The following is a 19,692-nucleotide window of genomic DNA, read 5'->3' as shown; positions in this document are numbered from 1 at the left end:
ATCTGCATGGGAAAATTCCGAGCTCCAATTGCAGATGCGTATGATTAATTTAACCGACGAAGACATGCGTTTAATCTCCTTGTTCAGGCCGGTAGTTGCATCGCGCATTGAACAGATTACAGCTTCCTTCTATGAGTCTATCTTACAGGTTGGCAAGCTTAATGAGATTATTACTAAGCACACGACAGTGGATCGTCTGCGCCAGACGTTGTCCAACCATCTGGTAGAGATGTTTTCTGGTCAAATTGACGATGCCTTTATCCAAAAACGGATGAAAATCGCCCTCGTCCATCAAAAAATTGGCCTGCCTCCGAAATGGTATATGGGTTCTTTTCAAAATTTGCAGAATACGTTGTTGCGCATTGCAAACGAGATGAGAAATGAGCTTCCGGAGCATGAAGAAATCATTCAGGCGATCACCAAGCTGCTGAGCTTTGAGCAACAGCTTGTTCTGGAAGCTTATGATGAAAAAAATCGTATGGTTGAGTTGGAGGCCAAAGCAATTATCGAGCATCAGGCGATGCATGATGAATTGACCGGGTTGCCAAACCGCCGTATGTTTCACAAAGTGCTTCAGGAAACGATTGCGCGCCGTGGTCATGAAAAAGCGCGATTCGCTGTCATGATGCTGGATATTGATCGATTCAAAATGATAAACGATTCTTTGGGCCATACTTATGGAGACCAATTCTTGCAGGAAATGAGCAGGAGAATATTGGAATGCACAGATGGCTACCAGGTCATGGTAGCTCGGATGGGCGGAGATGAATTTACACTGATATGCGAGGAATGCCCAGACAGTGGATCGATCACCCAGCTCGCGGAGAGTTTGGTTAAGGCGATTGAGGTCCCTTATCACCTTCAACACAATGATTACTACGTCTCTGCAAGTATCGGCATTGCGCTGTATCCGGAACACGGCGAGAATGAGGAACAGCTGCTGAAAAATGCAGACAAAGCCATGTACGAGGTAAAAAAGAATGGCAAAAACGGTTTCTGCTATTTTTCAAATGAGCTGGATGAAAATTTGCTGGTGAAAATCGAGCTTGAAAGAGATTTGCGAAAGGCCGTCCAGCGCCATGAATTAGAATTGTACTACCAACCTCAGATTCGTACAGGAAACAATGATATGGTTGGCGTCGAAGCGCTGGTCAGATGGAATCATCCAACAAAGGGCACCTTGTCTCCAGGCATTTTTATACCGATCGCGGAAGAGACCGGGCTGATCCATGAGATCGGCACTTGGACGCTGCGGGAAGCGTGCAGTCAAATGCGTAAATGGCATCTGGCTGGAGGACCTCTGATACCTGTTTCGGTCAATCTTTCTTCACATCAGTTCCATCAACCGAATTTGATTGAGTATATTCGCGGTATTTTAGAAGAGACGGGACTTGAGCCGGAGTATCTGGAGCTGGAGATCACCGAGAGCATGATGATGGACGCTACCGTATCAACAGAAATCCTGCAGCAATTAAATGAGTTCGGCGTGAAAATCAGCTTGGACGATTTCGGAACTGGTTATAGCTCGCTTAGCTACCTCAAACAGTTTCCGATTCACAGGCTTAAAATTGATCGATCTTTCATCACAGATATTACGGATAATACAAGTGATCAGGCGATTGTGGCGACCATTATCTCAATGGCTAAGCATTTGAACATGGATGTGATTGCCGAGGGTATCGAAACAAAGGATCAATTAGAGTTTTTGACCCAAAATGCCTGCCAGGAAATTCAAGGCTATTATTTTAGCAAACCGCTACCAGCACTGCAGGTGGAGGAAAGCTTTTTCATTCCACAACGCATCAAATAATGAATGAATCTGGGAAAATCAAGAAATTGAAGTGGCTTTAAACAAAGCTTGAACATAGATCTATCGGGAGATCTTAACTAAAAATTTGAATTAAATTTATTGTAGGATAGATTTCTCGCTTTAACTTTTCTATAATATTGATATCGGGGTATTTCGTACTTGATGATCTCGCCACTCAATAGAAAAATGAGTAGAAAATCCTATTGTGAATGTCAGCAAAGATGGGTTCATCTCTCCAACTGTATTGCTTGTCTCACTGGGCCAATTGTTTGCAAGATTGCACTGGAGTAGATGGGGGTTATCGAGTCGAATTGACCCTAACAAAATCAAGATAAGCAGGCATTGTGGACCCAGGGTTTGCTGTGGATAGGAGTTGTGCAATGCTTCAAAACATACTTGATTGGCTGCACGATATGGGTCCTCTAGGGATGTTTATCCATTCGTTCGCAGATGCGATTATTTTTCCCGTTCCTGCATTTGTACTGCAAGTATCCTTAAGTATTTTGGATCCATCCTCAGCACTGTGGTTGGCTACCATTGGATACATTGCGTGTATTTTGGGAACGCCGTTTGGCTATCTGATCGGAAAATTGGCAGGAGACAAGATATTAAATAAAATCCTTAAGAAGTCGTGGATCGACTCCGCTACCCACATGTTTCAGAAAAATGGAGAAATGGCCATTCTCATTGGTTCATTTACACCGATTCCGTTTAAGGTATTTACGATCTTGTCCGGTTTCTTACATTTTCCACTGTGGCGCCTTATCGCCTACGCAGCAATTGGTAGAGCGGTTAAGTTTTACGTAGTGGGTGTACTGTTTTATTTGTATGGTCGGGCAGCTGAAGGAATGGCCAAAGACGTATCGCTTTATGTGGGCTTGTGTGCAATCCCTCTAATCGCTGCGTTCATTTATTACAAACGTAAAAAATCGAAAAAAGCAGAAGCGGATCGCAGCAACGGCTGAGTCCAACAAAACAATCAACCAACAAAACGTGCAGGTTCGAGTGCATGATGAAGCGTCATTTCCAACGAGGAAATGGCGCTTCTTTTTTTACATATCGTACGCGTGACGTTATGAAAGAAAAAATTCTTGGCTAGCAGAAAATATGTTGCCTATGGTAAAAACGTGGATAAATAGCCTTTATTATTAGATTTACGGCTTTTTTAACATGATCGCTTTACACTTTTTTTGGGAAAAACCTTGACAAATGACGTGGTGGTCATTAATTTTGTATATAACAATAAAAGTTGCTTTAAGGAAACATTTTTGTAAACGAGCATATTTGTTAAAGATATGCAAAAGAGATTGGGAACAGGAGGAGAGTAGTGTGAGTAACCGACGAGTGACAGGGTTGTGGAAAAATTGGGGGGCAGGTGTTTTGGCGTTGTCCTTGTTTTTAGCGGGATGTGGTGCGGCGTCAGAAAATGCAACATCAGACTCAAATGAACGAAAAGATACGATACGGGTTGTTACCACCATCGCGCAAATAGCGGAGCCGATCTCAGTCATCGGTGGAGACAAGGTGCAAGTGGAAAGCTTGATGGGACCAGGCGTTGACCCGCACTTGTACAATGCCACGCAGGGCGACATAAAAAAACTGGAGAGCGGAGATATCATCTTCTATAACGGCATCCACCTCGAAGGGAATATGGTAGAAATCTTCAAGCAAATCGGAAAGAAGAAACCGGTCACAGCTATTGCTGAATCCATTCCCCAGGATAAATTGTTGAAGGATGAAACGGGCCAACTAGATCCGCATGTGTGGTTTGATATCGATCTTTGGAAAATCGCGTTGGGTTCAGCGACAGAGGAATTGAAAAAAGCTGCCCCGCAGCATGCCGATCTATTTGAGGCAAATAAAACGAAGTATTTCGCGGAGCTGGATACACTCAAGCAAGAGTCGCTGGAAAAGTTGAGACAGATTCCGCAAGAAAAACGTGTACTTGTCACTGCGCACGATGCTTTTGGTTACTTCGGAAGAATTCAGGAAATGAAGGTGGTTGGGCTGCAAGGATTGAGTACGGAGGATGAGATAGGGATTTCCGACATTCAGACGACGATCAATCTGCTTCTCGAACACCAGATTCCGGCAGTCTTTGTGGAAAGCAGTATCAATCAAAATTCCATCAAGGCCGTAATCGAGGGAGCGGCAAGCGCTGGTTTAGACATAAAACTTGGAGGAGAGCTATTCTCAGACGCCATGGGAGATGCAGGAACCCCAGAGGGAACCTACCTGGGTATGTACCGCCACAACGTCGAGACGATCTACCAAGCATTGAAGCCATAACATGGATTCAGAATGAGTGTTCGCAATACAAATACCCGCGTATTGGAGCAAAAGGCGAGCAGGAAAGGACGAGGATCATGACAGTTCTAGCGGTACATGGATTATCTGCCTCTTATCGTAAAAATAAAGTATTGCATGATGTGACCTTCAACGTAGAGCCCGGTTCACTGACCAGCATCGTAGGGCCGAATGGCGCCGGAAAATCAACCTTGCTAAAAGTCATGCTCGAGCTGCATCCAAAGCTGTCAGGAACCGTTTCCTTCTTCGGATCCACACACAGCAAGATGAAGAAGCGAATCGGCTATGTTCCACAACGCGGCTCTGTCGATTGGGATTTTCCAACAAATGCTCTGGATGTCGTGATGATGGGGTTATACGGTCAGGTGGGCTGGCTCAAATGGCCGAACCGAAGCCACAAAGAAAAGGCTCTTGCATCACTGGAACAGATGGGAATGGCCGATTTTGCAGAGCGACAAATCAGTCAGCTATCTGGAGGTCAGCAGCAGCGAGTATTCCTGGCTCGTGCCTTGGTGCAGGATGCCGACCTGTATTTCATGGATGAACCGCTCGCAGGTGTGGATGCCGCTACAGAACGTGCAATCATGACGACATTGAAGGAATTGAAAGAGAAAGGCAAGACGGTCATGGTTGTTCATCATGATTTGCAAACCGTTGAAGATTACTTTGATCATGTCCTGCTGCTGAATCGCACGGTAGTGGCACATGGCAAGACACAAGATGTGTTTACGAAGGACAATGTGTATCGAGCTTATGGTGGGACGCTTCGCTGGATGAGGGAGGCATAATGATGAGCATGCTGTTTTCCGCAAATGCACAGTGGGTACTGCTTAGCACACTGATTCTGGGGATGGCATCCGGTATGATCGGATGTCTTGCCTATTGGAAGCGGCAGAGCCTGATGAGTGATGCATTGTCACATGCAGCGCTGCCTGGCGTTGTCATTGGTTTTGCCCTGATCGGCTCGAAAAACCTGCCAGTGATGATTGCAGGTGCAGCAGTGAGCGCGCTGCTCGGAGCCTTGCTGATCCAATGGATTCGAACCTCGAGCCGCATCAAGGAAGACACGGCAATGGGCATGATTCTCTCCGTATTCTTTGGACTCGGCATCATGCTGCTGACGATTGTGAACCGGACAGCAGGAGGAAATCAAAGTGGTCTGGACAGCTTTATTTTCGGTCAGGCTGCTTCGATGGTCCGTAAAGACGTGACAATCATGCTTTTCTTGGCTGCGGTGGTCATTTTGGTAGTATGTATAGCGTTTAAAGAATGGAAGCTATTCTTGTTTGATCCCGAATTTGCCCGAGGATTGGGATTAAACAACCGTTTGATGAACAGCGTGTACCTGGCAGTCCTCGTTCTTGTCATCGTAATAGGAATTCAGGCTGTGGGTGTGATTCTGATGGCTGCCCTGTTGATTATTCCTTCCGTTAGCGCTCGGTATTGGACCCATTCATTCAAATGGATGGTCATTCTATCCGCGATCTTTGGAGGAGGAGCAGGAATGACAGGTACTCTGATCAGTACGATGGGGGTAGGCTGGCCAACAGGTCCCTTTATTGTCGTAGCCTCATCTGCTTTGTTCGTGATTTCGATCGTGTTTGGCTCAGAAAAAGGGCTTTTGATCAAGGCTCTGCAGTTAAGGGCGCAAAAAAGACAGCATGTCTATGCAGTTATGGAGCGCAGCAGTGCAGAAAGAGGAGGGGGGATGGGGTGAGCTATACAGGCTGGATACTATTAACCGCTTCCCTGGTTGGACTGTCCTGCGGACTTGTGGGAGTTTTTCTGATCTTGCGCCGCATGGCCATGATGGCTGACGCGATTAGTCATACTGTACTCTTGGGAATTGTGACGGCTTTTCTCATCACGAGAGAGCTGAGTGGAGGGCATATGCTGATCGGGGCCATTATAGCAGGCTCACTAACAGCAGTCTTAGTACAGTGGTTCCATGCACGTGGTGTCCAGCAAGAGGCTGCCATCGGAGTTGTATTTACCACTCTGTTTGCCATCGGGGTCATTCTGATCGCTACGCAGGTAGGTAATGCACACCTCGATGTCAAGCATGCGCTGATGGGAGAGATCACCTTTGTCCCGTGGAATGTGATTGAACTACCTGGGATCGGGGAAATACCAGAGGCCACATTCATTCTACTTTTGGTGCTGAGTGTCGTGTTGATTGTGATCCTGGCGTTTTACAAGGAGTGGAAAATTACATCCTTTGATCCCGGATTGGCCGCAAGTATCGGGATCCCGGTTGTATTCATGCATTATCTCTTCATGTCGCTGGTTTCGGTTACCACCGTTGCCGCATTTGATGCTGTGGGGGCTATTATGGTAGTCGCCATGCTGATTACGCCGGCTGCATCCGCCTACCTATGGACAGATCGGCTGTCTGTCATGCTGGTGCTAAGCAGCTCTTTTGGTGTAGTTTCCGCAGTGGTCGGCTATTACATTGCGGTTTGGCTAGATACGTCCATATCTGGATCGATGGCGTTTGCAACGGGTATCGTCTTTTTGATCAGCTTCCTGTGCTCTCCCAAGCATGGCCTATTGGCGAGGTATGTAAAACCCGTAACCATGTCCGATTCTTAAAAAGATTGGATCAAACCATCTTCCTTCAGAAGCATATTACTGAGGGAGTGATGGTTTTTCGTGTTTTTACCTGTGTATAGTGTTCTCCTGTAAAGCCAAGTTGGTAACAGATGCTATTCCTACTCGCCGGATGGTGATTCCAACGATCAGATGGGCATTGAAAAGAAATACAGGACGTGGAGAGTGGCGGCGTGAACTTTATCGACGCTTCTTCTAGTACTTGCCGAGCAGGCAGGTTGGTGCAAATGTTGTAAATTCCGTTAAGGAGACTCACACTTCAAATATATGAAGTATATAAAGAAAATCCCATAATCAGGCATCGCAGGGCGAATATACGTTTCTATTCAGAAAGCAACCAAGAGTTTTTAAGGTTGCCACTTAATAAATAGTATAATAACATAGCTTCACAAGGACCAATTATTGGGAAAAGAGGAGGGCTCTTTATTATGAGTTTACCAGGGAGTCGGCATATGATTACCATATATGATTGGTTTGGCTATGAATTGCCGATTAAGGAACGTTATCAGCTAATAAAAGAAGCCGGATTAAAACTTTAATCGGAACGACGGTTACCGCAACGGGCCGCAAATTGCGCGAGAAGTGGGTCTTTTTATTGAAAATATCCACACTCCTATCAAAAATCAAAACCACCTCTGGCTTGATAATCTGGACGGTGAGGCCTTAACCGATTGTTACTTGCAATCTGTTGCTGATTGCGCCGAGTTTGAGATTCCGACAATGGTGGTGCAACTGCCTAACGATTCCAAACCCAATAATGCACGGGGACTGGACAGAATCAAAAGAATCACTGAAAAAGCTGAACAGCTTGGTGTCAATGTTGCACTGGAGAATTTACGAAACCTTGCTAATTTGGCATATGTGCTGGAGCAAGTGGATTCCCTGCGTATCGGATTCTGTTATGACTGCGGGCATCACTACCGCTACTATCCAAACGATGATTTATTATCCATGTTCGGTTCCAGGGTGATGGCACTACATTTACATGATAATAACGGGAGCTATGCCCAACACGGGTTACCCTTTGACGGCACGATTGATTGGTCTACAACTATGAAAAAAATTGCGGAAACGAATTATTCAGGAGCGACCGCAATAGAAGCCATGAATTGGGATTATGAGAAATTATCGGCTAAAGAGTTTTTACATAAAGCGTTTGAACGAGCAAAAAGGCTGGAAGCATTACGCTAACGGTTCGATAACACAATAAGCAGCGGAGAGTCTAAAACTTATTTACTCGGAACATATAAATGGAGGTTTTTTGAAATACTAAGAGAGATGCGCAAATCGTCGAGTAAAAACTGGCATCTTGACACGCAACCTTTTGGTGTCGTATTCTTTTTATGCAACCAAATGGTTTCGTAATGGAGGATAATTCGTTAATGACACATGACATGCAGGGCACACTGCCACCCATTAAACGTACGATGGTTTTCCAAGCTCCTATTCAAAAAGTGTGGGAAGCTGTTGCTACTTCTGAAGGCATTGCCGCCTGGTTCATGCCCAATGATTTTTTGCCTGTAGAAGGGCATGAGTTTCATCTGAATGCTGGACAGTTTGGCATGTCTCCCTGTAAAGTAACGGAGGTAGACCCGCCTAATCGCGTATCGTTCAATTGGGGAAAAGATTGGACGATTACTTTTGAGTTGAAGGAACAAGGAGACCAAACCGAATTCACACTGACGCACGATGGCTGGTCTGCAGATAAAGTTACCGAATTTGGTGCGCCTCATGCTCCGATTCGGGACAACATGAATCAAGGCTGGGAAAAGCTTGTCCAGACGCTTGGCAAGTACGTGGAGGCCTAAAATGGTCGCTCCCTCACCCAAGGTTGATGTCTTCCAGGCAATCGCTGATCCAACTCGCCGCAGTTTGCTCAGATTGCTGGTAGATCAGGAGATGGCCGTCACGAGCATCAGCGGTCACTTTCCCATGAGTCGTACAGCAGTATCCAAGCATTTACGGATTCTAGCAGAGGCAGGGTTGGTGCATGAGCGGAAGGTGGGCCGTGAAACTCGATATCGATTGCAGCCTGAGCCTCTTCAGGAATTAAAGCAGTGGCTTTCTTTTTACGAGCGCTTTTGGGATAACAAGCTTTCTGCTCTTGCGCATTATGTTGAGAATCCGGTTTCGGATAAGTCCCAACCTTTTGTACCCAAACTTGTGGATTCAGATGAGGAAAAATAATCGTATAACCTGTAACAAAAGCAAGCGCCATTCGTAGAAGGAATGGGGCTTGTTTTTGGCGATGGAGGAGTATTCGGGACGATTCTCGAAATGATACCCATTGCATTTTGGACCTCACAAGGAGCTTGAACATGCGCTTGATTGAAATCGTCGAACAGTTATTCGCCCAATACGGTTACTTGGTACTCTTGTTAGGTCTGCCGCTGGATTTTATCGCGCTGCCGATCCCGCCCGGTAATAGTACATTGACCTATACGGGTTATCTGTCCTACAAAGGGTTGCTTCATGGCGGCATAGCTGTTGTTCTTGCCTATTTCGGTGCAATTCTCGGTTTTACGATCACGTATCTGATCGGATTTCAATTGGGACAACCTTTGATTGAACGGTATGGTAAGTGGATCTTTTTGAAGCCCGCACATGTGGAAAAGACACGTCGTTACTATGAAAAGTATGGAGAACAGGTGCTGTTTGTCGGCTTTTTCTTACCTGGAATTCGACAATTTATTGGCTACTTCATGGGAATTATTCGGGTGCCATTTCGCAGAGTGATGTTGTACGCGTACACTGGTTTGGCGATCTGGGTAGCGGCCTTTTTTACCATTGGTTATTATTTCGGTGAACAATGGCAATACATATTTATGTTGGTAGAACGATATTTGAAGTATATCGCGATCGGTTTGGCTTGTATTCTGGTGATTTTTATCATCGCCAAGCTTCGCAGCTATTTTCAAAAGCAGAGCATGTAATCCTGTTTTATGAAGATAGCAATAGAGAAGAAATCTATAGTGAAACAAACCTTTGGCGAGATGCCGGAAAACCCTGAATATCCAATGCCGGAGGAAGCAAAAAATCGTATCGGACATGCGATGATCAGAATCGGTGAATCGGATCTCATGTTTTCGGATACATTTCCAGGACAACCTGTACAAAAGGGAAATCAGGTCACGATCTGTATCGGCTCCAGTGACGTAGAACAATCAAAGCAAATTTTTGAAGCCCTGCAACAAGGCGGAAAAGTGAACATGCCATTGCAGGAAACGTTTTTTAGTCCCGCATTTGGGGACGTAACAGACAAATTCGGAGTTACCTTCCAAATCTACACGGAAGGCCAACACCAGTAAGAGATGGATACCTAGAACGTCATTCTTGTGCAGAATGGCGTTTTTTCTTTTGGTTAGCATGTTTTCCACCTATAATGGGAGCATATGGAATAATGCTTGAGATATGAAAACAGGGATAAGGGAGAGATCTGGGTGGGAAGTGTATTTGAGAGCATATCAGCGGAGCATGAAGCCTTTATGAATGAACAGCATATGTTTTTTGTAGGGACTGCTGCACCAGACGGGCATGTAAATCTGTCTCCAAAAGGATATGATGTGTTTCGTATCCTCTCTCCACATCGAGTAGCGTACCTGGATTTGACTGGAAGCGGAAATGAGACGAGTGCACATCTTTGCAAAAGTAGCCGAATTACCTTCATGTTTGTGTCATTCCAGAAAAAGCCACTTATTTTGCGACTATACGGCAAGGGCAAAGTGATTTTGCCTGATTCTCCCGATTGGGAGGAATATGCTCCACATTTTGAACTCATTCCTGGAGCGAGACAAATCATCGCTGCCGATATTGAATCAGTCAAGACTTCCTGCGGATTTAGCATTCCTTATTACACCTATGAAGGCGAAAGAAGTACCTTGGTCAAATGGGCTCAAGACAAGGGAACAGATGGCTTGGAAAAATACTGGAAGCAGAAAAATGTAGTGAGCATGGATGGGATCACGACACCACTCGGAAAAAGACTGTGTGATCCAGAATAGCTGGGAAGAACAAATAAACCAGGAAATGATCCTTACAGATCTCCTGGTTTTTTGTTTTCGACCATGCCCGACTGATCTCTTTTAATAATATCGCTCACCACATCTGCGATTGTCACATTCTCCAATGCTTTTTCCAGAGCCAGCTGGGCAGAAGCAAACAGCGGCTCGATGGCTTGCTGAATATTTTTACCTACCAGACAGGCGGGATTGGGCTGTTCGTGTACGCCAAACAGTTCATTTTCTTGTACCACATTCACCGCTTTATAGACATCAAGCAGTGAAATCTCCTTGATGTCACGGGCAAGGCAAGCGCCTGCGATACCGGGGCGAACATGGACCAACCCAGCGTTCTTTAGATAGCCTGTAATTTTTCTGATGACGACGGGATTGGTGTTCACGCTGCTCGCAATCCACTCGGAGGTATTGACCTGGTCTTTGTTGATTTCAAGTAGAGAAAGTATATGGATTCCTACAGCAAATCGACTGCTGATGGACATTGAGTTAACCTTCTTTCTGCCGGGATTTCCTGTTCATTATATCGGATAAACTACTTTTGACAAAGAGTGAACGCTTCAGTTGACAAAGCTGCAACCTGTAACTTATATTATTACATGTAATTTATATAGTTACAAATCAGAAGTGGTTCACATAAGGAGGAAAACAGGATGAAAATAGCCGTAATTGGAGCAAGCGGTAAAGCCGGTCGTCTGATCATGGAGGAAGCCGTTGCCAGAGGTCATGAGGTGGCTGCAATCGTCAGAAACGCCTTGAAGGTACAAAACCCTCAGGTACAGATACAGGAAAAAGACGTTTTCGGGGTACCGCCAACAAAGTGCGGATTTTGTACGCTAAGCCCCGTTTGATCGAAAAAAGGCCGGTATCCTGTACGCTAAGGATTACCGGCTTCGATTCTTCATTGAATAAGTGGTAACAATGCGTTTAGGCTGGCATTTCGCTTTTGATCGAATGTGTACTCGCCAAGAAAGTTGATATGTTCCCATCCTAAAGGCGAAATGTGGCTTAATAGATTTGCCTGAAGCGATCCTTTTTGATTCAAGAGTTTCGTTGCTTCTGTAAGATAAACTGTATTCCAGACACTTATTGCGTTGATCAGAATATTCAATGCGCTGGCCCGTTGTAGCTGATCTTGTAAGGCACGTTCACGTAATTCTCCGCGTTTTCCAAAGAAGAGTGCTCTGGCAAGAGCGTTCATTGCCTCGCCTTTATTTAGACCACGTTGGATGCGACGACGCATCGATTCGCTAGAGATGTAATCCAAAATAAAGATTGTCTTTTCGATCCGTCCCATTTCCCGTAGAGCTGTAGCTAGACTATTTTGTCTAGCATAAGATCCAAGTTTCCCCATGATAAGAGATCCAGAAACTTTCCCTTCTCGAATAGAGTGGGCTAAACGTAAAACGTCATCATAGTTCTCCCGAATGATCTTCGTATTGATACGACCGCGGAGTAGGTTTTCTATCTTTGGAAACTCACCTACCTTATCAAAAGAATATAACCTGGAATCAGACAAATCCCGAAGCCGTGGAGCAAACCGGAATCCGAGCAAATGACTTAAACCAAAGACTTGATCAGTGTAGCCGGCCGTATCCGTATAATGTTCTTCAATAGACAACTCAGATTCATGATGCAAAAGGCCATCGATGACATGCACCGCGTCACGAGCATTCGTATTGATGACTTTCGTATAGAACGAAGAAAATTGATCGCTGACGAATCGATAAATTGTTGTTCCTTTTCCTGAGCCATAATGCGGGTTCGCATCAGCATGTAGTGCCGAAACACCTACCTGAACACGCATACCATCTGATGAAGATGTGCTGCCGTCTCCCCAATAAGAAGCTAAAGCCAGCTTGTGATGAAAGTTTACCAGAGTGGCCTGTGCCCGATTCATGGCATCCTCATACATTCTCCATTGAGCTACGTTTGCCATTTGATGATACGAAATACCTGGAGTGGCCTCAGCCATTTTTGTCAGCCCTATGTTCGTTCCCATTGCCATTAGAGTGGCCATCACAATCGTTCTTTCTTCGGCTTTAGGTGGACGACCAGTAGAAGCATGAATAAACATTTCATCAAATCCAGTCCAGTTGGCCACATCCATAAGCAAATCAGTTAATTTGATACGGGGCAGCATGTCATAAAGAGATAAACTGAACGATCTGGCTTCATCCGGTACGTCTTTCTCCAACCGATCAACACGAAGTTTTTCTTTATCTATACTTACGCCTTCAAGCTCATGCAGATGATCCGATACCCATTGCAGACGCTTATATAACGCTTCGTATCTCTCCTGAAGATATTCTTCTGACGACAAGCTAACAGCAAGTCTGGTACCGGAGGTACGGGCAGTATCCCATTCTTGTTTAGATACCAGGTATTCATCAAAATCTTTATGCTGCTTACTTCCTACAACGGAAATATCTCCAGAACGAATATGATTACGCAGCTCTGTAAGAGCAGCCATCTCATAATAATGTCGATTGATTAAGCCATCCTCGTCATACACATGTTTTTGCCAACGATTCGGGATAAAGTCTAATGGTGCTCCATCTGGAACCTTACGTTTCCCTGAATTATTCATTTCACGAATGGTATCTAATGCGCGTAATAACGGTTCGGTTGACTGAGTAGAACGAAATTCTAGTGCTCGTAGAAGAGTAGGTGTATATTTTCGGAGATAAAAGAATCGATTCTCCAATAAATCCAAATAATCATAATCCATTGGCCGCGCCAATTTCTTTGCTTCTTCAACCGAAGCGACTATCTTTTCCCACGGCATAACCGCCTCTAAGGTTGCAAATGGATCAAGACCCTCGTTTCTAGCTCGGATCAGAGCTGCACCTAAATCCGCATAATGTATAACCTTTTCATTGACGGACTTTCCATTTTGTTTTTGTATTTCTTCTTGTGCTTTACGTCCCTTTGATTGCAATATCATAATCTGCCGGTCATGGATTTCAATCGCTTGGTCGATTAAATTTTGACTTACATTCAAAAGATAGGCGACTAGAATGGCGTATCTTTTTGTCTCGTTAAATCGTCGGAATGAATGTGGCTCGTATCTTGCTCCCAAACGGGCCAATTGTATGAATCGGTTAGGGTGGATCTCACCCGTGTTTATCGATAATTCAATTCCCCGAATATACTCCAGACGCTCAATCACTTTTAGAAATGCCTCTGGCGAGGATTGGCCAGGTACCTCCCGAAGCCATGCTAGAAGTGTTTTTCCGTTTTCTATAAATGGATCGATCAGCTTGTCTAATCTCAGCTTTTGCCAAATAGACAGGGAATTTGTTAGCTGTTTAAAAATCCTTTCCTCTGCTCGATGGCGGGTTTCCCAGACCAGCCTTTCAATTGTCGTCATAGCCGGGAGAATAATTTTTCTCTTTCGTAGTTCGTCCAGGACGGTGCGAATCAAATGTGTCGGATTTCCATTCTCCATTGCATAATGTAATAAAAATTGGGATGAACTACGGTATTCACGCGAAGAGAAATTACGATACCCATATTCCTGACGGATCTCTTCAAGATGTTCACGTCTGGTCGGGTCCCGTTGAGCATACAAAGGATAGACTTCCGGATCAACATCAATTTGCTTGGCTATGTAACGTAAGACAGTCTCAGGAATATCTTTCACATCAGACAATGACCAACCAGGGTATCTAAGAGTACATAATTGAACAGCGAAGCCCAAACGATTATGATCTCTTCGGTGCCTGTTGATGATTTCTATGTCATGTTGTGAAAAGGTATAGCAAGTAGCGAGTTCCCATTCACTCATGTCTGGACGAATCCTCATGAGTTCATTTCTTTCGTCTAGTGTTAGTAATTCTCTTCCTCTAACCGGCATAAACTGCTCATCCTTTCAGATTATTGCCAAGCTATTTTTTCTACTTCGGATTGCAAATCAGCTCGTGTTGCTTTGACGTAGATCATTGTTGTGTCTAAGCTGTCATGCCCCATAATTTGCGCTAACCGATGTAATGGGGTATTGTCGGCCATGACATAGCCGAATCGATGGCGCAAATCGTGAGCACTTAATCCTTCTAAGCGAGCTAATTTCATGTATTTTTGAATGAGATGTCGTAAAGCCCGTTCAGTTAAACGATCACCTGTTTTTTCTGAAGGGAATAGATACGGACTATCTGGAGACAAGTCCACCATATGTTTTTCCAAGATGGCCCGGCAAGTTGCATTTAGCGGTACTTCTCGTTGCTTGTTTCGTTTTCCTGATCGAACTGTAACCTGACCACTTCGTTTTCCAATGATTACATCACCAGGAGCAAGATCACAGATTTCCATCGTTCGTAGTCCCGTATGCAGCATTAAAGTAATGATCGTTTGATCTCGAATCGATCCACTATGCTCCACCGCAGCAATGAGAGCTGCTTCTTCTCTTTCGGTCATCTGCCGTGGGCTTGCCTTTTCTTCTGGTACCAACTTGACCGGCTTGGACGGATCGCGGCGAATTAAACCTTGAACTGAAGCCCACTCAAAAAATCGTTTCAACGTAATTAACCTACGGTTAATCGTGGCCGGTTTTAGCTTCATTTCCTTTTGCATCACATCGCGGTATCTTGTGATGGTGGGTGTTGCTACATCTTCCATACGAAATGGTATAATTTCTTCAGATACTTGTTCGCATTCAAACCATCCGATGAAATGTTTCAGATCCCCACCATACTCTTTAACTGTTTTTGGTTTCAAATCTTCCTCCGTTTCGAGCATATGTATAAAGTCAGCAATGACTTTTTCTCCTTGTTCTGAAATCCCGTTTCCTGTCATCTTGAGAACCCCCAAATTCTTGTCTTACATTAGCGGACATGATAATCTTATCTTAACGAGAACATTAGCGGACATCAATGGTTGGCTTTAAATATCAATCATGTCCACTAATATTAATTAGCGGACATTTCTCGGAGGAGAGTTTTCCTGGCCATCAGCAAGCGAGAATTAGGGGTAGTACCATCGTCGCTGACACCACCCGCAAAGTAGAATGTGTTTATCCACAAATGATATGTTAAAAAGCCGATTTTTCCTCAAGCAGGAACTATCGGCTTTTACTATTTTATGTCTTGCTTCTAGTGTCTGTGATGAACAAGAACGGTCACGATCAACTCTCCAAATAGCGATAGAGTGTAGTTTTGCTTATTCCCGTTTCTTCTTTGATTTGTGCAAGACTGTATTTTTTACTTTCGTACATACTAATTGCCCGTTTTACATTCTCGTCAGGTTTACGTGGACGGCCAGCCGTTATTCCGTTTTGCTTCGCCTCATATAATCCTTTTTTGGTATTCTCACTAATAACATCTCTTTGAAAGCTCAACAAGTGATTTACGCTATCATGAAACGAATAGCCAGTAGAATTTCGAGTGTCAATCCCTTCTCCGACAGATAAAAGATAAGCTTGCTTATCACTTATCTGATGTAACAAATCTGCAAGATGTCGAGTAGAATCAGCCAATGAGAATAATTTAGAAACTATAATCGTATCACCTGGTTGCAGTTCACTCATCATTTTTTTTAGTACGACTCTTTTTTTGGGGGACGAATGTTCCTCAGTAAATAGATGATCACAGTTTAAACTTGTCAAAATCTGATACTGAATGTGACACTGAATATCATCTGCATTTGGCCTCATGTAACCAATTAACATGACTTTCACTCCTAACTGCCCAAGCCTTAGTAGAAGCATACCACAAAAATAGTTCCAAAAAGGTTCCTTTTTGGGTCGTTCGATGATACAATGAATCTGCTCAACACGGAAAAAGACTTATATAAGTCTAAAAATAATAAAGATAAGGAGTGAGAGTAAACGTGCTTGAAAAGATGAAACGAGATTGGTTTTCCAATATTAGGGGTGATGTGCTTGCAGGAATTGTTGTCGCTTTAGCCCTCATTCCCGAAGCAATTGCCTTTTCGATTATTGCTGGAGTCGATCCTATGGTTGGTTTGTATGCATCTTTTTGTATTTCAGTCATTATCGCATTTGTAGGCGGTCGTTCAGGTATGATTTCTGCTGCAACAGGTGCAATGGCCCTTCTCATGGTGCCACTCGTAAAAGAACATGGTTTACAATATTTATTGGCTGCCACTATACTCACAGGGATTATCCAACTCATATTTGGTGTTTGTAAGGTTGCAAAACTAATGAAATTTATCCCTAGAGCCGTCATGATTGGATTTGTAAATGCGCTGGCCATTTTAATATTTATGGCGCAGGTTCCTCATTTCGTTGGAATATCGACTTTGACTTATCTATTTGTCGCTATTACTTTACTTATTGTATATGTAGTACCTAGATTTTTCAAAGCGATACCAGCCCCATTGATCGCTATTATTGTCTTAACAGCTGCTTCCATTTGGGGACAATTTGATTTAAGAACGGTTGGCGATCTAGGTAAAATTACGCAATCGCTGCCAACCTTCTTTATTCCTGACATTCCGTTTACCTTGGAAACGCTACAAATTATCTTTCCGTATTCAATCGCTTTAGCCATTGTTGGATTATTGGAATCATTGCTAACAGCCTCTATTGTTGATGATATGACAGGTACAGAAAGTAATAAACATCGAGAATCCAGAGGACAGGGTATTGCAAATATCGTAACCGGATTCTTTGGCGGCATGGCTGGATGTGCCATGATTGGCCAGTCTGTGATTAATGTCAAATCAGGAGGTCGAGGTAGACTATCAACCTTGATTGCAGGACTATTCTTATTATTCCTCATTCTTGTATTGGGTGAATTAGTAGTACAAATACCAATGCCTGTACTAGTTGGAATTATGATTATGGTATCGATCGGCACATTTGATTGGTCATCTTTCTCCTATTTGCGTAAAGCTCCCAAATCAGATGCTGTTGTCATGTTAACTACCGTGATTATTGTTGTTGCAACACATGACCTATCAAAAGGGGTTATTGCCGGAGTTATTCTTAGTGCGATCTTTTTTGTTGCCAAGATTTCTAAACTTGAGGTTAAGAGGCAACAGACTAGCGACAAGATCAAATATGATGTTACCGGGCAATTGTTTTTTGCTTCTGTAGAGGGCTTTGTTAACTCGTTCGACTTTACGATAGCAAAAAAAGATATCGTTATTGATTTTACAAATGCACATATTTGGGACGATTCTGCTGTAGGCGCGGTAGATAAAGTTGTCATCAAGTTTCGTGAAAATAATAATCATGTAACAGTCGTCGGACTCAACTCTTCTAGCAAAAAAATTATAGACAAACTAGCACTGTATCACGACACAAATGCGCAATTAAAAGCTCACTAACGAAAGGGAGATATGATGATGTATAAACGTATTTTACTAGCTGCTGACGGATCAAAATACTCAATTCGTGCGGCACAGGAAGCTGCTAAAATTGCATCTTTGGTTCCGGATTCCTCAGTAGAAATCTTGTTCGTGGCAGATATGTCCAAAATTAAGAACGAAGTGCTGCATTCACAAGATCATGAAGAATTAGAGTTGAAACGTCAACAAAAGTTGATGCCCGTAACAGAGCAACTTTCCACCCAAAATATCAATCATAAAACAAAGATTATTATCGGAGATCCTGGCCCAGCTATTGTAGAGTATGCAAACAATGAGAAAGTGGACTTGGTCATTATAGGAAGCCGTGGGCTAAATTCTTTACAGGAATTCGTTTTGGGTAGTGTCAGTCATAAAGTCGTTAAGAGAGTACAGTGCCCTGTTATGGTTGTAAAATAAAATAATGAGCAGTAATAAAAAGCAGCACTCTTATATGTAGTAGGGAGTGCTGCTTCTGTTTATGCTAAACATTAAAAAACATTGGCTCAATCTCTAAAAGTGTATTCAAAGCTGACAATTACTGATGCTCAATACGAATATAACGAGGTTAATAATCAATATCCAGTCTAGTTTTTATCTAGTTTGTGGGTGGTGTCAGCGACGCTGGTACTACCCCAATAAGCCGGTAATCCTTAGCGTACAGGATATCGGCCTTTTTTCGATCAAACGGGGCTTAGCGTACAAAATCCGCACTTTGTTGGCGGTACCCCTTTTCGATCTGAACGCGGAAGATTTGCAAGCCTACGACGTGGTCGTCAATGCTTTCGGTGCTGCGCCAGGGCAAGAGCATTTGCATGTAGAAGCAGGACGCGTATTGATTCAGGCATTAAAAGGTTTAGCCAGAACACGGTTGATCGTCGTAGGTGGTGCTGGCAGCCTGTTTGTCGATGAAGCAAAGACTGTTCGTTTGATGGATACCGCCGAATTTCCTAAGGAGTACTATGCAACAGCGTCGAATCAGGGTCAAAACCTGCAGGACCTTCAGCAATCTGCCGATGTTCAATGGACCTTCATCAGTCCAGCAGCATTCTTTGACCCCCAAGGAAAACAAACCGGCTCCTACAAAAAAGGAAAAGACCATCTGATCACTAACGAAAAAGGGCAAAGCTACGTCAGCTATGCGGATTATGCGGTTGCCGTTCTGGATGAAATCGAGAGCCCGCAACATAAGAATGAACGATTTACCGTTGTTTCTGAATCAGAGTAAGCCAGATGAGAGAAGGTACTGCAAGCGGGCAGTGCCTTTTTTGGTGTGCCACGCATGGCGATTAACTAGGTGGTGAAAGTCCACTGTGGGGGTTTGTAGTTACCAACCACTAGCCAAGAGCAAGGGTGTCCACCGCGAGGTGGAATCCAAAGGAAGCTGGAGGCAAACTTCCGGCCCAAGGAACACGAACATCATCAGGCATAGGATACGGGATGAGTCTGCCAAACAAGACGAAGTCCAATTAACTACACGGACGTACCAATGTAAATGATGTGGGTATATGGAAGGAAAGTGAATCGTCTTACCGTGGGAGGTCTCATGGACGTGAGGAGATGCACTTCGAATCACGGTTGAAACAAGATTTATCATGAGAAGTCAGCAGACGCCATAGTACCGCATGCAGTCGACAACATGCG

Annotated in this window: 18 protein-coding genes and 2 pseudogenes; 16 read left to right on the top strand and 4 right to left on the bottom strand. The window is 43.9% G+C overall.

Annotation, left to right across the window (positions count from 1 at the left end; genetic code table 11):
- The first annotated feature begins 40 nt into the window (after nt 1–40).
- The 12 genes from EDM52_RS02455 to EDM52_RS02400 all read left to right on the top strand — a co-directional run bounded on the left by EDM52_RS02455 (nt 41) and on the right by EDM52_RS02400 (nt 10,728).
- Nucleotides 41–1,810: an EAL domain-containing protein gene (locus EDM52_RS02455; protein WP_245996461.1), complete on the top strand. Its 1,770-nt coding sequence runs from the start codon at nt 41–43 to the stop codon at nt 1,808–1,810.
- A 380-nt stretch (nt 1,811–2,190) separates the two neighbouring features.
- The gene (locus EDM52_RS02450; RefSeq protein WP_122907421.1) at nt 2,191–2,775 is read left to right on the top strand and encodes a YqaA family protein; all 585 of its coding nucleotides are present in this window, start codon (nt 2,191–2,193) and stop codon (nt 2,773–2,775) included.
- Nucleotides 2,776–3,139: 364 nt separating this feature from the next.
- Entirely contained in the window at nt 3,140–4,099 is a 960-nt protein-coding gene (locus EDM52_RS02445; RefSeq protein WP_245996458.1) for a metal ABC transporter solute-binding protein, Zn/Mn family, read from the top strand.
- A 77-nt stretch (nt 4,100–4,176) separates the two neighbouring features.
- The gene (locus tag EDM52_RS02440; RefSeq protein ID WP_122907419.1) at nt 4,177–4,905 is read left to right on the top strand and encodes a metal ABC transporter ATP-binding protein; all 729 of its coding nucleotides are present in this window, start codon (nt 4,177–4,179) and stop codon (nt 4,903–4,905) included.
- 2 nt (nt 4,906–4,907) lie between these two features.
- A complete protein-coding gene (locus EDM52_RS02435) occupies nt 4,908–5,834 on the top strand; it encodes a metal ABC transporter permease (protein ID WP_415783095.1) in 927 nt (308 codons plus the stop codon).
- Complete coding sequence (locus EDM52_RS02430) at nt 5,831–6,709, top strand: metal ABC transporter permease (RefSeq protein ID WP_122907417.1); 879 nt, start codon at nt 5,831–5,833, stop codon at nt 6,707–6,709. Before EDM52_RS02435 ends, EDM52_RS02430 begins: the two co-directional genes overlap by 4 nt.
- Before the next feature lie 600 nt (nt 6,710–7,309).
- Complete coding sequence (locus tag EDM52_RS02420; protein ID WP_221175535.1) at nt 7,310–7,918, top strand: sugar phosphate isomerase/epimerase family protein; 609 nt, start codon at nt 7,310–7,312, stop codon at nt 7,916–7,918.
- A 191-nt stretch (nt 7,919–8,109) separates the two neighbouring features.
- Nucleotides 8,110–8,535, top strand: a complete 426-nt coding sequence (locus EDM52_RS02415) for an SRPBCC family protein (RefSeq protein ID WP_122907416.1) — start codon at nt 8,110–8,112, stop codon at nt 8,533–8,535.
- Nucleotide 8,536: 1 nt separating this feature from the next.
- The gene (locus tag EDM52_RS02410) at nt 8,537–8,914 is read left to right on the top strand and encodes an ArsR/SmtB family transcription factor (RefSeq protein ID WP_122907415.1); all 378 of its coding nucleotides are present in this window, start codon (nt 8,537–8,539) and stop codon (nt 8,912–8,914) included.
- 131 nt (nt 8,915–9,045) lie between these two features.
- Nucleotides 9,046–9,660 carry a DedA family protein gene (locus EDM52_RS24460; RefSeq protein WP_183184784.1) on the top strand — a complete coding sequence of 205 codons (615 nt, stop codon included), beginning with the start codon at nt 9,046–9,048 and terminating at the stop codon, nt 9,658–9,660.
- A gap of 9 nt (nt 9,661–9,669) precedes the next feature.
- Nucleotides 9,670–10,035: a VOC family protein gene (locus EDM52_RS24455; RefSeq protein ID WP_183184782.1), complete on the top strand. Its 366-nt coding sequence runs from the start codon at nt 9,670–9,672 to the stop codon at nt 10,033–10,035.
- A 132-nt stretch (nt 10,036–10,167) separates the two neighbouring features.
- On the top strand, nt 10,168–10,728 hold the full coding sequence (locus tag EDM52_RS02400; RefSeq protein WP_122907414.1) for a pyridoxamine 5'-phosphate oxidase family protein: 561 nt from the start codon (nt 10,168–10,170) through the stop codon (nt 10,726–10,728).
- A gap of 32 nt (nt 10,729–10,760) precedes the next feature.
- On the opposite strand, the gene EDM52_RS02395 is transcribed toward EDM52_RS02400, so the two are convergent.
- On the bottom strand, nt 10,761–11,225 hold the full coding sequence (locus EDM52_RS02395; RefSeq protein WP_122907413.1) for an Rrf2 family transcriptional regulator: 465 nt from the start codon (nt 11,223–11,225) through the stop codon (nt 10,761–10,763).
- A 168-nt stretch (nt 11,226–11,393) separates the two neighbouring features.
- Between EDM52_RS02395 and EDM52_RS02390 the strand changes: the two are divergent.
- Nucleotides 11,394–11,549, top strand: a pseudogene (locus tag EDM52_RS02390) (NAD(P)H-binding protein); the annotation flags it as partial.
- A gap of 92 nt (nt 11,550–11,641) precedes the next feature.
- Here EDM52_RS02390 and EDM52_RS02385 read toward each other — a convergent pair.
- From EDM52_RS02385 to EDM52_RS02375, 3 genes are all read right to left on the bottom strand, one after another.
- A complete protein-coding gene (locus EDM52_RS02385) occupies nt 11,642–14,599 on the bottom strand; it encodes a Tn3 family transposase (RefSeq protein ID WP_090728262.1) in 2,958 nt (985 codons plus the stop codon).
- Nucleotides 14,600–14,619: 20 nt separating this feature from the next.
- On the bottom strand, nt 14,620–15,534 hold the full coding sequence (locus tag EDM52_RS02380) for a tyrosine-type recombinase/integrase (protein ID WP_090728265.1): 915 nt from the start codon (nt 15,532–15,534) through the stop codon (nt 14,620–14,622).
- A gap of 328 nt (nt 15,535–15,862) precedes the next feature.
- Nucleotides 15,863–16,405 carry a recombinase family protein gene (locus EDM52_RS02375; RefSeq protein ID WP_090728266.1) on the bottom strand — a complete coding sequence of 181 codons (543 nt, stop codon included), beginning with the start codon at nt 16,403–16,405 and terminating at the stop codon, nt 15,863–15,865.
- 161 nt (nt 16,406–16,566) lie between these two features.
- Here EDM52_RS02375 and EDM52_RS02370 point away from each other — a divergent pair, with 161 nt between their 5' ends.
- The 3 genes and pseudogenes from EDM52_RS02370 to EDM52_RS02360 all read left to right on the top strand — a co-directional run.
- Nucleotides 16,567–18,030, top strand: coding sequence for a SulP family inorganic anion transporter (locus EDM52_RS02370; protein WP_090728268.1), 1,464 nt, complete (start codon nt 16,567–16,569; stop codon nt 18,028–18,030).
- A gap of 18 nt (nt 18,031–18,048) precedes the next feature.
- Nucleotides 18,049–18,468 carry a universal stress protein gene (locus EDM52_RS02365; RefSeq protein ID WP_122907411.1) on the top strand — a complete coding sequence of 140 codons (420 nt, stop codon included), beginning with the start codon at nt 18,049–18,051 and terminating at the stop codon, nt 18,466–18,468.
- A 313-nt stretch (nt 18,469–18,781) separates the two neighbouring features.
- Nucleotides 18,782–19,276 (top strand): annotated as a pseudogene (locus EDM52_RS02360) (NAD(P)-dependent oxidoreductase); the annotation flags it as partial.
- Nucleotides 19,277–19,692 lie beyond the last annotated feature (416 nt).

Origin of the sequence: Brevibacillus invocatus (assembly GCF_003710915.1) — a bacterium.
GTDB lineage: Bacteria > Bacillota > Bacilli > Brevibacillales > Brevibacillaceae > Brevibacillus > Brevibacillus invocatus.
This window is presented reverse-complemented; position numbering and strand designations above follow the sequence as displayed.

Excerpts from the sequence above, each read along its gene's own strand:
- EDM52_RS02455 (WP_245996461.1), top strand. The coding sequence starts at position 41 with ATGATTAATTTAACCGACGAAGACATGCGTTTAATCTCCTTGTTCAGG.
- EDM52_RS02450 (WP_122907421.1), top strand. The coding sequence starts at position 2,191 with ATGCTTCAAAACATACTTGATTGGCTGCACGATATGGGTCCTCTAGGG.
- EDM52_RS02440 (WP_122907419.1), top strand. The coding sequence starts at position 4,177 with ATGACAGTTCTAGCGGTACATGGATTATCTGCCTCTTATCGTAAAAAT.
- EDM52_RS02435 (WP_415783095.1), top strand. The coding sequence starts at position 4,908 with ATGAGCATGCTGTTTTCCGCAAATGCACAGTGGGTACTGCTTAGCACA.
- EDM52_RS02415 (WP_122907416.1), top strand. The coding sequence starts at position 8,110 with ATGACACATGACATGCAGGGCACACTGCCACCCATTAAACGTACGATG.
- EDM52_RS02410 (WP_122907415.1), top strand. The coding sequence starts at position 8,537 with ATGGTCGCTCCCTCACCCAAGGTTGATGTCTTCCAGGCAATCGCTGAT.
- EDM52_RS24460 (WP_183184784.1), top strand. The coding sequence starts at position 9,046 with ATGCGCTTGATTGAAATCGTCGAACAGTTATTCGCCCAATACGGTTAC.
- EDM52_RS24455 (WP_183184782.1), top strand. The coding sequence starts at position 9,670 with ATGAAGATAGCAATAGAGAAGAAATCTATAGTGAAACAAACCTTTGGC.
- EDM52_RS02395 (WP_122907413.1), bottom strand. The coding sequence starts at position 11,225 with ATGTCCATCAGCAGTCGATTTGCTGTAGGAATCCATATACTTTCTCTA.
- EDM52_RS02385 (WP_090728262.1), bottom strand. The coding sequence starts at position 14,599 with ATGCCGGTTAGAGGAAGAGAATTACTAACACTAGACGAAAGAAATGAA.
- EDM52_RS02380 (WP_090728265.1), bottom strand. The coding sequence starts at position 15,534 with ATGACAGGAAACGGGATTTCAGAACAAGGAGAAAAAGTCATTGCTGAC.
- EDM52_RS02375 (WP_090728266.1), bottom strand. The coding sequence starts at position 16,405 with ATGTTAATTGGTTACATGAGGCCAAATGCAGATGATATTCAGTGTCAC.
- EDM52_RS02365 (WP_122907411.1), top strand. The coding sequence starts at position 18,049 with ATGTATAAACGTATTTTACTAGCTGCTGACGGATCAAAATACTCAATT.